Source organism: Neptunitalea chrysea (assembly GCF_027924145.1).
GTDB lineage: Bacteria > Bacteroidota > Bacteroidia > Flavobacteriales > Flavobacteriaceae > Neptunitalea > Neptunitalea chrysea.
Window position 1 is genome coordinate 200,645 of record NZ_BRVP01000004.1, and the last position, 13,312, is coordinate 213,956.

At 33.8% G+C, this 13,312-nt stretch carries 13 protein-coding genes; 8 read left to right on the forward strand and 5 right to left on the reverse strand.

Annotation, left to right across the window (positions count from 1 at the left end; genetic code table 11):
• Nucleotides 1-116: 116 nt before the first annotated feature.
• From NBRC110019_RS04210 to NBRC110019_RS04220, 3 genes are all read left to right on the forward strand, one after another.
• Nucleotides 117-1,007, forward strand: coding sequence for a helix-turn-helix domain-containing protein (locus NBRC110019_RS04210; RefSeq protein WP_281752709.1), 891 nt, complete (start codon nucleotides 117-119; stop codon nucleotides 1,005-1,007).
• A 93-nt stretch (nucleotides 1,008-1,100) separates the two neighbouring features.
• Entirely contained in the window at nucleotides 1,101-1,955 is an 855-nt protein-coding gene (locus NBRC110019_RS04215) for an SDR family oxidoreductase (RefSeq protein ID WP_281752711.1), read from the forward strand.
• 11 nt (nucleotides 1,956-1,966) lie between these two features.
• Nucleotides 1,967-2,800, forward strand: a complete 834-nt coding sequence (locus NBRC110019_RS04220) for an SDR family oxidoreductase (protein WP_281752713.1) — start codon at nucleotides 1,967-1,969, stop codon at nucleotides 2,798-2,800.
• 9 nt (nucleotides 2,801-2,809) lie between these two features.
• Here the strand turns inward: NBRC110019_RS04220 and NBRC110019_RS04225 are convergent, their stop codons facing one another.
• Nucleotides 2,810-3,190 carry a ribosomal maturation YjgA family protein gene (locus NBRC110019_RS04225; RefSeq protein ID WP_281752715.1) on the reverse strand — a complete coding sequence of 127 codons (381 nt, stop codon included), beginning with the start codon at nucleotides 3,188-3,190 and terminating at the stop codon, nucleotides 2,810-2,812.
• A 153-nt stretch (nucleotides 3,191-3,343) separates the two neighbouring features.
• Here NBRC110019_RS04225 and NBRC110019_RS04230 point away from each other — a divergent pair, with 153 nt between their 5' ends.
• Nucleotides 3,344-4,210 carry a helix-turn-helix domain-containing protein gene (locus tag NBRC110019_RS04230; protein ID WP_281752717.1) on the forward strand — a complete coding sequence of 289 codons (867 nt, stop codon included), beginning with the start codon at nucleotides 3,344-3,346 and terminating at the stop codon, nucleotides 4,208-4,210.
• 35 nt (nucleotides 4,211-4,245) lie between these two features.
• Entirely contained in the window at nucleotides 4,246-4,875 is a 630-nt protein-coding gene (locus NBRC110019_RS04235; RefSeq protein ID WP_281752718.1) for a nitroreductase family protein, read from the forward strand.
• Between the two features lie 84 nt (nucleotides 4,876-4,959).
• Here NBRC110019_RS04235 and NBRC110019_RS04240 read toward each other — a convergent pair whose 3' ends face one another.
• Entirely contained in the window at nucleotides 4,960-6,738 is a 1,779-nt protein-coding gene (locus NBRC110019_RS04240) for a hypothetical protein (protein WP_281752720.1), read from the reverse strand.
• 185 nt (nucleotides 6,739-6,923) lie between these two features.
• On the opposite strand from NBRC110019_RS04240, the gene NBRC110019_RS04245 reads away from it, so the two are divergent.
• The gene (locus NBRC110019_RS04245) at nucleotides 6,924-8,795 is read left to right on the forward strand and encodes a M1 family metallopeptidase (protein ID WP_281752722.1); all 1,872 of its coding nucleotides are present in this window, start codon (nucleotides 6,924-6,926) and stop codon (nucleotides 8,793-8,795) included.
• A gap of 48 nt (nucleotides 8,796-8,843) precedes the next feature.
• On the opposite strand, the gene NBRC110019_RS04250 is transcribed toward NBRC110019_RS04245, so the two are convergent.
• Entirely contained in the window at nucleotides 8,844-9,428 is a 585-nt protein-coding gene (locus tag NBRC110019_RS04250) for an acyl carrier protein phosphodiesterase (protein WP_281752724.1), read from the reverse strand.
• A gap of 76 nt (nucleotides 9,429-9,504) precedes the next feature.
• Here NBRC110019_RS04250 and glmM point away from each other — a divergent pair, with 76 nt between their 5' ends.
• Nucleotides 9,505-10,896: a phosphoglucosamine mutase gene (glmM, locus tag NBRC110019_RS04255; protein WP_281752727.1), complete on the forward strand. Its 1,392-nt coding sequence runs from the start codon at nucleotides 9,505-9,507 to the stop codon at nucleotides 10,894-10,896.
• A 66-nt stretch (nucleotides 10,897-10,962) separates the two neighbouring features.
• Here glmM and NBRC110019_RS04260 read toward each other — a convergent pair whose 3' ends face one another.
• Entirely contained in the window at nucleotides 10,963-11,646 is a 684-nt protein-coding gene (locus NBRC110019_RS04260; protein ID WP_281752728.1) for an SIMPL domain-containing protein, read from the reverse strand.
• A 41-nt stretch (nucleotides 11,647-11,687) separates the two neighbouring features.
• On the reverse strand, nucleotides 11,688-12,338 hold the full coding sequence (locus NBRC110019_RS04265) for a rhomboid family intramembrane serine protease (RefSeq protein ID WP_281752730.1): 651 nt from the start codon (nucleotides 12,336-12,338) through the stop codon (nucleotides 11,688-11,690).
• Nucleotides 12,339-12,400: 62 nt separating this feature from the next.
• On the opposite strand from NBRC110019_RS04265, the gene NBRC110019_RS04270 reads away from it, so the two are divergent.
• On the forward strand, nucleotides 12,401-13,297 hold the full coding sequence (locus NBRC110019_RS04270) for a lysophospholipid acyltransferase family protein (protein ID WP_281752732.1): 897 nt from the start codon (nucleotides 12,401-12,403) through the stop codon (nucleotides 13,295-13,297).
• The last annotated feature ends 15 nt before the right edge of the window (nucleotides 13,298-13,312 follow it).

Consider the following 13,312-nt stretch of genomic DNA (forward strand, 5'->3'; position numbering starts at 1 on the left):
AACGCTATGTTTGAATTTTACAGGGTTTAGTTTGTTTTATACAACTAATTACTTGTTCGGAAGCTGTACTTTTGCTATTTGGTTAATGTATTGATTATATTTAAGGTATGGTGAAAATGCAGTCGATAGAAGAGTTTCATAAAGAAAAGGCAAAATGGTTACCCAAAAATCTTAGTCAAGAGTTAGGGCAATTTAATGTTTTTAAATTGGAAGAACGTGGATCTTGTAGTCCTAATCCTGTGCATTATCAGCGTAGAGATTTTTATAAGATTGCTGTGTCTAGTGGTACTTATGTGTATCATTATGCAGATAAGAGTATTAAAGCGGACGGTCCTACCTTAATGTTTTTCAATCCGCAGGTACCATATACCTATGAGGCATTCCCTGGAGGTTCATTGGGGTACTTTTGCATCTTTAGAGATGAGTTTTTCACAGAGCATATACGTAATGGTATTCATACGTTGCCTATGTTTATTCCGGGAAATAATCCTTCTTATAAATTAACCGAAGCGCAGTTTACAATTGTGTCTGGTATATTTGACAAAATGCTGAATGAAATAAATTCTGATTATAAATATAAATACGATTTGATTAGAAATTATGTGACCGAACTGATTCATTTTGCTTTAAAAGTACAACCTACTGAAACATTATATGAGCAAACAGATGCCAACTCAAGAATCACGGCAGTATTTACAGAATTATTAGAACGACAGTTTCCTATAGAATCATTGTCTCAAAGATATACCATGCGTTCTGCTAAAGATTTTGCATCGCAATTGTCGGTACATGTAAATCATCTTAATAGAGCTATACGTGCTACTACAGGGAAAACCACTACAGAACATATATCAGAACGTTTGACTAGTGAGGCCAAAGCCTTATTAAAGCATACCTCATGGAATGTTTCTGAAATAAGTTATGTGCTAGGATTTGATGATCCTACACATTTTAATCATTTCTTTAAAAAGCAGACAGCTACTACGCCTACCCAATATAGAAGGTGATTGTTTGAATTATACAAGTAACCGTTTGATACGCTCAATGAGCTTGTAGTTTTGGCTACTACTTTTGTTTTATAATTAACAAATAAAAGAATTATGAAAAAAGTATGGTTTATAACGGGAGCTTCTAAAGGGCTTGGGCTTGCGTTGGCAAAAAAACTAATTTGGAATGACTATAGGGTAGTCGCCACTTCTAGAAATATCTCTGGCTTAGAAAAGGCAATAGGAGAAACTTCTGATAATTTTTTACCTATAGAGATGTGTATTACAGATACTGCTGATGTCTCTAAAGCAATTCAGACTGCTAAGGAGTATTTTGGTCAGATTGATGTGGTTGTAAATAATGCAGGTTATGGGGTAACAGGAGCATTGGAAGAACTTACTGACGAAGAAGTTAAAGAAAATTTTAATGTAAATGTATTTGGTGCTATCAACGTAATACGTTCTGTTATGCCTATTTTACGAGCTCAAGGAACCGGACATATTTTTAATATTGCCTCTGTTGGCGGTTTTTATGGAAATTTTCCAGGATGGGGAGTGTATTGTGCTACGAAGTTTGCAGTACATGGATTCACAGAGTCGTTGGCTGCAGAAATTAAAGAATTTGGGTTATTGGCCACAGTAGTATCTCCTGGATATTTTAGAACAGCGTTTTTAACATCAGGTTCTATGACTACACCTAATAATGAGATGGAGGTTTATACCAAAGTAAGAGCATCGCAAAAACTTCATGCAGATCAAATAAATAATAATCAGCCAGGTGATCCTGAAAAAGCTGCTGATGTACTTATCAAGGTAGCCAAAATGGAAAATCCTCCATTACATCTTTTCTTAGGTGAAGATGCTTACCAATTGGTAGATACGAAAATAGAAACTTTGAAAAAAGATTTAAAACTTATGAAAGGTAGCGCAGATGCTACAAATTTTAGTTTAAACTTAAGTAAAAATTAAAAACATGCACCATGAAAAATGAAGTATGGTTAGTAACTGGAACCTCTAAAGGTTTTGGGCTATCCTTAGTAAAAAAGTTAATAGAACAAGGCTACAAGGTAGCAGCAACAAGCAGAAATATTGCAGCTTTAAAAGACGTGGTAAAGGTTAATACGGCCAACTTTTTACCTTTAGAAGTAGATTTAATTAGTGAGCTGTCTATAGCGGAAGCAGTGGCTAAAACTGTTGCTACTTTTGGGGAGTTAAATGTGGTTGTTAATAATGCAGGATACGGAATTGGAGGCACTATTGAAGAATTAAGCACAAGTGAGATACAGCAGAGTTTTGGGATTAATGTTTTTGCACCCATTACGGTAATGCAAAAAGTGTTACCCATTTTCAGAAAACAAAAGTCTGGTGGTTATATTATAAATATATCTTCTATAGCGGGCTTTAATGCTACTGCCGGCTGGGCTATGTATGCAGCTACTAAATTTGCCTTAACAGGAATGACGGAAGTATTAGCAATGGATTTAGAGGGTATGGGGATTTATACCACGGTGGTAGCGCCAGGAGCGTTTAGAACAGCTTTTTTAAGCTCCGATTCTTTGGTGTTGTCTGAAAATAAAATTGAAGATTATACTGCTGTAAGAGCTTCCCATGAAAAATATGCAACTATGGATGGTAAACAATTAGGAAATCCAGATAAAGCAGCTGATGTTTTTATTGACTTATCTAAAATGGAGGTACCTCCCGTAAGGTTGTTTATGGGAACAGATTCTTATAATAGAGCTAAGAATAAAATTAGCATATTAACGGAAGAATTGGAAAACCTGAAACATATAAGTGAGAAAACAGATTATTAAAAAAAGCCCTTATTTAGGGCTTTTTTTATTTATAGCGTTGTATTCTATATAATAAATAGTGAGCACTCCTAAGGTATAAGCTAACATATCTACCCACTCAAAGGAAGAACCTAAAATGAGTTTGGTGGCCAAATTAGGTTGTATATTTAAGATTTTTAGAATGTTTATGTATTGTGTTATTTCAACTGCATAGGCAAATAAAATGGTAATTATAATAGCAGTTATCGGTTTAAATTTGATGACTGTTTTAAGACCACAATATACTAGAAATACAATCAGATAATCTCCAAAGATGGGGCGTATAAACCTGTCATGAAAAAATAGAGCAATACAAATTTCTACAACAAGAAAAAATACAGTAAGATACAGATAGTGTAATTGTTTAAGCATTATAATATTGATTAGGATGGGGAATGTACTAAAAATAGTAATACGTTTATGTACTAATAGTTGAGCTTTACGGAATAATAATTTGAGCCAAATAGAATAGTTTTAGGAAGTATTACGCTATATCTTTGCGATGTAATATTATTACCAAAGGATATGTATAAATGTTCAAAATTACCATCAGCAATAATCAATAAAGTTCAGAATGATGTTATTGAGGCAGATAATTGTTGCAGTTTGGTAAGGAACAAAGTATTGGTAAAAGAGCTTATTGAGGATAAGATATATCTAGAATCGCATTTATTATGTTATATAGAAACTGGAGCATTGGCATTTAAAACAGATTATAAAGAGTTTAAGGTACATGCTGGGGAGTTTGTTGTATTACATAAAGCTCAAACAGCAAGCTTTTATAAAATAGGTAACGAGCAAAACGAGTATAGATCATACTTAGTGTTTTTTACCGATGATTTTTTGGTCAACTTTATAGAGTCAGTTAAAGTACTACCGGAAAAGTTAGAGGAATCGGTTTGTTTATCGGTAAATAAGGGTAACGAACGAATCCAGACAATGTTTAGTTCTGTAGATCATTATTTTGAAGAACAAAGTGAATTTGATGGTCCGATACTATCTTTGAAGTTAAGAGAGTTGTTTTTTGAAATAGCGAATATCAATAAGCATATGTTGTTGCAGATTTTTCAGGCAAAACAACAAGTTAGGTGTAACATTTATAAAGTAATGGAAGAAAACTTTTCAAAACCTGTTTCGGTTGCAGATTTAGCGTATTTGTCTGGAAGAAGTTTGGCTTCCTTTAAAAGAGATTTCAAAAAAATGAGTGAGAGGTCACCAGCTGAATGGATGAAGAACCGCAGGTTAGAAGAAGCTGAAAAGTTACTGTTAACTTCAGACCTTTCTATTACAGATATTTGTTACCAGTTAGGTTTTGAAAACACAGCACATTTTTCAAAAATATTTAAGAAGAAGTTTCTAAAAACGCCTTCTGATGTACGTAAAACAATATAATTTCCTCAAACATAAAATTAATAAAATAAACTGTTATGAATTTAGTAGAATTAGAAAAGTGGCGTTATGCCACCAAGGCAATGAATGACCAAAAAGTAAGTCAGGAAAACATAGACTATATTTTAGAAGCGATTCAGTTAGCACCAACCTCAAGCGGAATACAGCCTCTTGAAGTGTTTATTATTAAGGGAGAAGAGCTTAAAAATAAGATATTTTCATTATCTTTTAATCAAACGGTAGTGAAAGATTGCTCGCATTTGTTAGTTTTTACTGCTTGGGATAATTATACAGAAGCACGTATTAATGAAGCTTTTGAAAATATGTTTGAAAAGCGTGGAGCAAGAGATGAGCGTTGGGATGCGTACCGTCAACGAATTGTTGATTTATATACCAATAAACCAGCTGAAGAAAATTTTGTACACACAGCTCGTCAGGCTTATATAGCATTTAGTTTTGCCATTATGGCTGCAGCCGAATTAGGATTAGACGCTACACCAATGGAAGGTTTTGATAGTGCTGCCTTAGATGAATTACTTGACTTTAAAAAACGAGGTCTTAAAAGTGTAACCATGTTACCAATTGGTTACAGGGCTGAAGATGATTGGAATCTGAATATGAAAAAAGTACGAAAAGATAAAGAAGTACTATTTACAGAGCTAGACTAATTTGTTTATTTCTCAATAAAAGATGCTAACCGGATACGTATAGTATAATACACTCCGGTTAGCTATGAACAGGTTAACTTAAGCCTAGGCTAAAACAATCTCATTTTCTAAAGCATTTAGCGTTGCTATTTGTGCTTTTAATTGTTCCTTGAAAAGAGTGTTGTTGTTAAATAGTATTTGATAGTATTGAATACCATCATCTAGGTTTTTCTTAAATCGTTTTGCTTTTTTAGTGGCTTGAATTCCTGGGTTTTTAGAAGCCTCTTTAAGTGTTTTCTTATAAGCATCAATATATAAACTAAGCTCTTTTATAAACATATTAGGACGGTCTTCATTGTGCATGATATTAACATCACCGTTAATATGTTGCACCATTTTTTCTAAACTTACAGGTTCATCAAAATAAGCAATGTTGGGGCCGGGACAAATGACAACACCTTGTGCTTCTCCTTTAACAGGCATGTCGTTTTCCAGATATGCTGCATTCGCTAATCCGGTACACAAACAAGATTTTTCTGTAATAGCAAATCTTCTTTCTTCATATTCTTCAGCAGAAATATCAAGCGAGTCTAACTGAGCAAGCGCATCTTCTTGAAATTTTCTAGAAGCCGTACAAATTTGCTCGTCGTTTTTTTTATGTAGCGCTAAGAATTTTTTAGGACAACTACTCCCGGCTCTACCTTTATCAATACGTTGATTTCTCAATCGTTCATTGGAGGTGTTTCGTATAGCGTTAAAAGAAACTCCTAATGGAGAGATCTCACTTAGGTACAGATCTTTTTCTTGAGAATCTGCCAATAATTGTCTGGTTTCGTCATCTACACAAGTAGCTTCTTTCACAAGTAAGAAAGGTGACCCCCAACCCACACTGTCAACTTTATATTGTTGCAGTAAAAATTGATGTTCATCATGTGTACCAACACCTCCCTGAACCGTAACTTTTAATTCAGGAATTTCATTCGGGATGGTTCTTTCTTTAGTTTCAAGTGCTTTTGTAAGCATTTCAAACATCCCTGTTTTTAACTCTTCTTTCTTGGTTTTAAATTCTTCAAGAATAGGACCTAATAGGTAACCGTCACTAGCAAATGCATGACCTCCGCAGTTTAATCCAGATTCTATTCTAAACTCAGAAACCCATAGCCCTTTTTGCGCTAAGAATCTACTTTGTATTTGAGCAGAACGGAAATCACTTACCTTAAGAATAATTTTTTTGGTAAGAGAGCCTGCTTCAGAAGGGTAAAAATCCTCAAAGTTTTCAATGTAGCTATACAAACGAGGGTTCATACCTGCAGAAAGCACAATAGAAGAAGATAGGTTGCTATTCGCAAATCCACGTAAGGCAGCATGTGCATCGTTAAACTCTTGCGGAAGTACTTCTTTTTTATCAAAGTTCTCTTTGTCTAACTTAGTCATTATATTCACATCAATTGCACCGTGGTGCAATACTTCGTCAATATAATCTACCAACTTAGACTTTAATGCTATACCATTGTTAGCAACTTCTTGAAGTTTCTTTTTTAGTTCGTTTCCTTGCGGTAATAGGTTACCAAAATATTTTTGAACATTTGTATTTACAGTAAGCTCTTTTTTAAATTCAGTAAATTTTTGCTGAACAATTTTATCTACTAAATTCAAGTAATTTGTAATTCTTTTGGCTCTGTAATCAAATGCTTTTTTGGTAACCTCTTGATGAGGAAAATTAAATTTCTTGGCGTAGAAAGCACTCATACGTTCTATGAGTTCATCGTCTACAATCGAAATTACTGAGTCAATTCCGTAATGAGCCACTCGTATAGGAGAATCTACCGTAAAGGCTAACCCCATTACTGGAATGTGAAATGTATGCACTGATTTTAAATTCATTTTTTCAAATTGTATAGAAAATTGATAACAAAGTTTAGGTTATATTTTCAGGCATTAAATGATAATTGTCATACTAAAGTTTAGATGGCTTTAAAAAAAGAAGTATCTTAAAATTTTCTTAATATAAACTAAGAGTTTTATAAGCCTGTGTACTTTAGCTATTAGTTCACTTAAAAGGAGGTATTATGAATCAAAAGTTGATGTTGTTACTGCTACTATCAGTAGGAATGTATTATGTAAATGCTCAGGAGTTGTATATTCCTAGAGATGTTAAAAAGGCGTATCAAAACAACACAAGAAGTAAAACAGGTGCACCTGGTAGTGCATACTGGCAAAATAGAGCGGTCTATGATATAGATTTAAAAATAGATCCCCCAAATAGAACAGTTTATGGGGCCGAAACTATTACCTATACCAATAATAGTCCTGATACATTAGATGTATTAATGTTTAAATTGTTTTTAAACAATCACCGACCAGGTGCTATCAGGCAAGGTATGGCATATCCTGATTATTTAACAGAAGGGATTCATATAGATAGTTTTGCCGAAAATGGTACACCAAAAAAAATAAAGGAAAGTAGAGGTACAAATAAGGGTATTAAATTAGCACAGCCATTAGCCCCTAATAGCAGTGTTGAGCTAGCTTTTAACTGGCATTACGATATGTCTGTACAAAGTGGTAGAGAAGGGGCTATTGATAGTACTACCTTTTTCTTGGCTTATTTTTTTCCAAGAGTATCTGTGTATGACGACTATAGAGGTTGGGATTTAATGACGTTTACAGGGGCACAAGAGTTTTATAACGACTTTAATGATTATACATTTTCGGTAACTGTACCAAAAAACTTTATAGTTTGGGCTACAGGTGATTTGCAAAATCCGGATGAGGTGTTACAACCAAAATATGCCAAACTGTTAAAAGAATCTATGAGCAGTGATGAGGTTATAAAAATAGCAGGTCAGGAAGATTTAAAGGCTAAACAAATTACAGCTCAGAATGAAACAAACACCTGGAAATGGGCTACCAAAAATATTACAGATATAGCTATAGCATTAAGTGATCACTATAACTGGGATGCAGGAAGTGTTGTGGTAGATAAAACTACTGGAAGACGTGCAAGTGTGCAAGCAGCTTACGATGAAGCTTCTGAAGATTTTAAAGAGATGGTAAACTTTGGTAAGCATTCGTTAGATTGGTTTTCTAATAATTATCCAGCAGTGCCTTACCCGTTTAGTAAGTCAACTATTGTAAGAGGGTTTGCAGACATGGAATATCCTATGATGGTAAATGATAGCTCGTTCCCTAATTTAGAGTTTACTCGTTTTGTAGTAGAACATGAAATTGCACATACGTATTTCCCTTTTTATATGGGGATTAATGAAACTCGTTTTGGGTTTATGGATGAAGGCTGGGCAACGGCATTAGAGTACTTGATTGGTATAGAGGATCTTGGTAAAGAAAAGGCTACGAAAAACTTTAAACAGTTTAGAACTCAAAGATGGGCCAATGATGATAATATGGAACAAGATTTACCAATTATTTTACCTACCAACAGCTTAACAGGAGTTGCCATGGGAGTGAATGAATATGGTAAAGCAGCTATAGGATATTTGGCAATGAAAGATATGTTGGGTGATGAGCTATTTAGCAAAGCCTTAAAAGGATATATGGATAGATGGAATGGTAAACATCCAATTCCATGGGATTTTTTCTATTCTTTTAATGATATTACAGGAGAAAATTTAAACTGGTTTTGGGATAGCTGGTATTTTAGTCATGCCTATATAGATATTGCCATTACAGATGTAACAACAAAAAAGAAAACAGCTACGGTGGTTTTAGAAAACTTAGGAGGTATGCCTGCTCCAGTAGATGTAATTGTAACGTTTAAAGATGGAACAAATAAGGTGTTTCACCAAACACCTCGTATTTGGGAAAGCAATATAAATAAAGCAATTATTACCTTAGAAGGTGTAAAGAATATAGAGAAAGTTTCTTTAGATGGAAGCATTTGGATGGATGCTGATACTTCTAATGATAGTTTTAAATTATAAAATTGAATACATTAGTATTTGAAGAGGCTGCCAACGGACAGCCTTTTTTTATAATTGGGATAATGTTTCTTGAACATGATTTTCAAGATCTTTAAAGAATAAGAAAAATTCTTCTTCAAATGCGTTATAATGTTGCTGTAAACTCTCACCTGCAATATCTAAACTACCTCTAAATTTAGTACGGTGATGCATTTGTTTTAAGATGGTATCAATACCTTCTAAACTTTCATACATCAACAACCAATTATAGGTTATCATAGGTTTCATAAGTTTTAAAATACGCTCAGGTAAAATAGCTTTTTGTTCTGTCAGTGTTTTATAGAAATCATCAGCATAATCTGGGAGTGGAGTAGTATGAAACTGTTTCCAGTTTTTCGCCAAAAAGTGGTCGTAGTACATATCTACAATTACACCACTGTAATGTCCGTGAGTGGCGTGTAGTTTTTTGGTACTTTGTTTTACTACGACATGAGCATCTGTATAGGTATCTATGGATCGGTGTAATAATACTCCTTTTTGTATGGTCTCTGGGTACTCAAGGTACTTCTTACCTTTAATACCATCGGCAATAAAATTTCCGATTTTCAGTAGGTCGTCCTCTCCTGAGAGGTAGATATGGGCTAAATAGTTCATTTCTTCTAAAATTACAAAAACTAATATAAGAACGTAATGCTAATTAGTATATTTGTTTAAATACAAAAAAGAAATAATGACACTAATAAAATCAATCTCAGGAATCAGAGGAACTATAGGAGGAGCGGTTGGAGATAACCTTACTCCCTTAGATGCGGTGAAATTTGCTGCTGCTTACGGAACCTGGTTAAAGAAAACATACCAACATAGACCCAATATAAAAGTAGTAATAGGTAGAGATGCAAGAATTTCTGGTAGTATGATGCAGGAATTAGTAGTGAATACTTTAGTGGGGTTAGGGATAGAAGTAGTGTCTTTGGGACTTTCTACTACTCCTACCGTTGAGGTAGCAGTACCGTTAGAAAATGCTGAAGGAGGTATTATTTTAACGGCAAGTCATAACCCTAAACAATGGAATGCGCTTAAATTATTAAATCATAAAGGAGAATTTTTAAGTGCTAAAGATGGTGCTGAAATTCTTGAAATAGCAGAAGCAGAAAGCTTTGATTTTGCCGATGTAGATAATCTTGGAGAGGTACATATTAATGATGCTTATTTTGATATTCATATTGATGAAATATTAAATCTTCCGTTGGTACATGAAGAAGCCATTGCCAAAGCAAAATTGACGGTGGTTTTAGATGCGGTAAACTCTACAGGAGGTATTGCAATTCCGCTATTATTGGAAAGATTAGGAGTAGAAGTAATTAAGTTATATTGTGAACCTAATGGAGAATTTCCTCATAACCCTGAACCTTTAAAAGAACACCTTACTGATATTTGTGAAAAGGTAGTTGCTGATAAAGCAGATTTAGGAATAGTAGTAGACCCTGATGTAGACCGTTTAGCCTTTGTTGCAGAAGATGGTGAAATGTTTGGAGAGGAATATACCTTAGTGGCCATAGCTGATTATGTTTTAGGAAAGGAACCAGGGAGTACAGTTTCTAATATGTCTTCTTCCAGAGCCTTAAGAGATGTAACCGAAAAACATGGTGGAACTTATAAGGCAAGTGCAGTGGGAGAAGTGAATGTGGTGCAGATGATGAAAGATACTAAGGCAATTATTGGAGGAGAAGGTAATGGAGGGATTATTTATCCTGAATTGCATTATGGTAGAGATGCCCTTGTTGGTATTGCCCTGTTTTTATCACACTTAGCGGAACAAAAAATAAGCGTTAGTGAGTTACGTAAAACGTACCCTTCATACTTTATGAGTAAAAAGAAAATAGCGTTAACACCTCAAATTGATGTAGATGGTATTTTAGCAGAGATGACAAAGCGTTACTCAAGCGAAGATATTACGACTATTGATGGGGTTAAAATTGATTTTCCTCAAAATTGGGTACACCTTCGTAAATCTAATACAGAGCCTATTATTAGAATATATACAGAAGCAATGTCTCAAGAAGAAGCTGATAGTTTAGCAGATGCTTTCATCAAAGAGATTTCGGAAATTGCTGGTATTTAAAGCTTAAGAAAACACAAAAATAGGGACTCCGTTTGAATCCCCATTTTTGTGTTTTATATATGATAGTTATTTTAATTCAAAAACAACCGAAATATTTACAGTAATTTCTGTTTGTCCGGCAGCAATGGTTTCTTCTAATGGTCCATTTTCAACTTTTTCGAGCATATAGTTAGGGGAAGAAACATAATTCGGTATACTGGTTTCTGATATTTCTAAAGCTTTTCCAACTTGCTGATCTAGTACAGAAACATATTCCTCAGCTTTTGTCTTAGCGTTTAAAATAGCTTTTTTACGAGCCTCAGATTTTAGTTCTTTTATTTTAGAAGAAGTAAAGGCAACATTGTTAATATTGTTTACGCCGTTCTCAAATAATCCCTGCATGATTTCTTCGTATTTAGAAAGATCATCTAAATGAATTACTAAAGATTGACTGGCAACATATTTGTATTCTTTTGTTTGATAGTTGTAGTTCTTATTAATTCTAATATAATCCGTTTGATACTTTTTAGGGTTAATTTTTGATTTTTTCAAAAATTTTAATGAAGCATCAATGCTTTGATCATTCAATTGTTTTACCTCCATAGCGGTAGTACCTTCATTTTCAATTTTAACGTTAATAGTTACACCATCAGGAGTCATGTATACCGTTCCGGTTCCGGTAATAGAAACTGTTGGAATTTTTGAGCTCATACTTTGAGCATTCAATGTTGCTGTTGCCAAAATTAAAAACGTAAATAAAATCTTTTTCATAACAATTTTTCTAAATTTATTTTCAATTATAATGCCAAAGATTATAGCTTACCTAATTTTATTAATACAAAAAGAATAACAATAGGTAACGCAATAAGCCCTCTAATTAATAGATCTGTCTGTAATAGGGTTGGGTCAAATAAGAGTGTCATGAAGTAGCCTCCAATTGCACCACCAAAATGTGCTGTATGCCCAATATTGTCTCTTCTGACTTTCATCCCATATAGGGTATAAAGCATATAAAAAATTCCAAATAAATATCCGGGAATACCTTCTATAGGTAAAAACATTAAATATATTTTCTGAAACGGTTCTATTAAAATAGAAGCATATAAAATGCCCATAACAGCACCACTGGCACCTACAGCACTGTAACTGTACTCGTTTCTATGAAACCATAAAGCCATTAGGCTTCCGGTTGCTAAAGAAGCAATGTATATAAGTAAAAATTTTAAATCACCAAACTTCGAGATTACTTGACTGGCAAAGAAGTAAAGAGTAAGCATATTAAAAATAAGATGCGCTTCGTTTACATGTAAGAACCCCGAAGTGAACATTCTATCTTTTTCTCCACGTTGAATACCGCCGATATGAAACTTGTAACGTTCGAAAAAGGCATGGTCTTTAAATCCTTTATATGTAATGAGAATGTTTGAAGCTATAAGAGTAATGGTAGTGATGTTAAAGTCCATAAAAAATTAATGATTTTTAAGAGAATAAATATAACTATATTTGCACAAAATTGAACTTGCAAATGCACCTAATAGTTTACTTACTATTCTATGCTCTGTTATGGTCTGTGTCGATTTTACCATTCAGAGTATTGTATTTTTTTTCTGATTTGGCACGATTTGTTCTCTATACAATTGGACGTTATAGAGTTAAGGTAGTACGCAAAAATCTTCGATTAGCTTTTCCAGATAAATCTGAGAAGGAGTTAAAAACGTTAGAAAAAAAGTTTTACGATCACTTTTTTGATACGTTACTGGAAATGATGAAGTCGATGACTATTTCTCAGGAAGAAATTCACAAACGTTATGTGTTTACAAATCTTGAAGTTTTAAAGAAGTACGAAGATACTAACCAGAGCATTATGCTTGTAATGGGACATTACGCCAATTGGGAATGGGTAATGTGTATGGGGGATTTTGTGAAGCATGAAGGTTTTGGAATTTACACACCATTGGCTAATAAAAAAATAGATAGTCTTATTAGAAAAATAAGAAAACGTAACAACGCTGAATTAATATCTAGATACAATACGGTGCGAGTTATGTTAAAGCATAGAGCAGAACATAAATTAGCATTATATGGTTTAATTAGTGATCAGTCACCACAAATGCGTCACGCACATCACTGGGCTAAGTTTCTCGGGGTAACAGTTCCCGTTTATGCAGGCGCAGAAATTATGGCTAAGAAATTTGATGCAGCAGTTGTTTTTATGAAAGTAGAAAAAGTAAAGCGTGGATATTATAATGCTACATTTCAAGTAATTTCAGATACACCCAAAGAGGTTCCTAATTATCAGATAACAGATACTTTTAATCAATTATTAGAAGCGGAAATTAGAAAAAAACCTGAGTATTATTTATGGACACATAACCGATTTAAGCATAAGGATAAGGTGCCTGATGAATATAAACATTTGTAGTTAGCTGAAGTTTAA